This window comes from Desulfovibrio sp. 1214_IL3152, assembly GCF_036763055.1.
Taxonomy (GTDB): Bacteria; Desulfobacterota; Desulfovibrionia; order Desulfovibrionales; family Desulfovibrionaceae; genus Desulfovibrio.
The window spans coordinates 1-1,592 of sequence record NZ_JBAIYW010000622.1 but is presented as its reverse complement, the minus strand read 5'-3'; the positions used below and the strand labels follow the sequence as shown (position 1 = coordinate 1,592).

1 protein-coding gene is annotated in these 1,592 nt (G+C 62.6%); it reads left to right on the top strand.

What is annotated here, in order from left to right; all coding sequences use genetic code 11:
• Positions 1-18 precede the first annotated feature (18 nt).
• Positions 19-1,592: hypothetical protein (locus tag V6C07_RS12990; RefSeq protein WP_333536898.1), on the top strand; the 1,574-nt coding region annotated here is incomplete at its 3' end.

Sequence of the window (1,592 nt, the reverse complement as noted above, 5' to 3'; positions counted from 1 at the left end):
ATCACCGGTGACGGCACCGTGACAGTATCAGGCTCTAGCGCTGGCGATAGCACCGGCACCCGCTACGGCTACGGCATGAACGCCACCAGTGACGGCAGCAACGAGATCAAAATCACCGGTGACGGCAACGTGACCGTGACCGGCAACGGCACCAGTAGCTCCGGCTTCGAAGGCTCCGGCTACGGCATGAACGCCACCAGTGACGGCAGCAACGAGATCAAAATCACCGGTGACGGCAACGTGACAGTGACCGGCTCCGGCTCCGGCTACGGCTCCGGCACCGGCTACGGTTACGGCATGGCTGCCGCAGGCGGCGGCGTAAATACGATTAAGTCTGCTGAGTCTGCCATCGGCTCGCCCCTGACCGTGACCATCACCGCATCGGCCGGTGCCGCTGAAAAAGCCATTGCCATGTGGGCCGACGGCGGCGGTTCCGTAAACCGCATCACTGGCCATTCCCAGGCAGGAGACACGGACAGCATCACCCTCACCGCCACCGCCAACAACGGTCAGGGCATCGCCATGCAGGCCGAAAACGGCGGCAAAAACATCATCACCACCGGTGCCGGCAACGACAAGGTGACCATCAACGGCGATGTCAAGGGCGATGCCAACGGCAATGAAATCAACCTGGGCGACGGCAGCAACGAACTTATCCTCAACGGTACTGTACAGTCCGGCAGCCTGAACGTGACCGTCGACAACGGCGGAACCTACACCCTGGTATTGCAAGCCGATACCCCAGCAGACTTTGTGGCGCACTACGGGGCATGGCTCACCGGCATAGTGAGCGGCAATCTTATTGATGGGCTTTCAGAGGTCGTATTTTACGGGCTGGACCCCAATAACCTGCCTTCTGAGACAAGCTTCGAGGCCCTTCTGAACACCCTCCACAGTGCAGGCGTCGACTATGACTTCCGGCCTCCGGAGATTGCCCCCCAGGGGGACTCCCCCAGCCCCTTCAGTTTCGCAATGCCTGCGGAAACCGGCGCGGAGCACCATACGCAGGACGCGCAGCATGCCGCCGGACATGACGACATGCAGGACTCGCCCCTGGCCGATCACGACGGCCCGGCCCTTATGGCAGACCACATGACAGGCGACAGCCCGGAGACCATCTTCAGCGCGCAGCCGGACAATACCGCACATGCGGAGGTCCCCGGGGCAGACGCTCTTGGGGCGGATACTCTTGATGACGCCACGGCCCTGGCGCACTTCAGTGAAGACGCAGACGGACAGGCGCAGCCGCTTTTCGCCTTCCTGAGCGACCCTGCCGACATGTCCCCAGGCACGCCCGCAGACATGCTCACAGACCTGCCGGATCTGCCGGATCTGTTTGAAGAAGGGGATGATGCCCTGCACAACGGCTACCTCGGCAATGAAGGGGGCGATGGCAGCGACTTTGCCGAACTGTACACCCCCGTCACCCTGACCTACGGCGATGAAAGCCTCGACAGCCTGTTCGCGGCCGCCGACGGGCAGGACACAGAACAGGACGGCACCGGCCTTTTCGGAGAAACCGGTCTGCACGACATGGGCCTGACCGACATGAACGCGGCTCTTGACCAGAGTCACCTTGCCGGGCCTGCGGC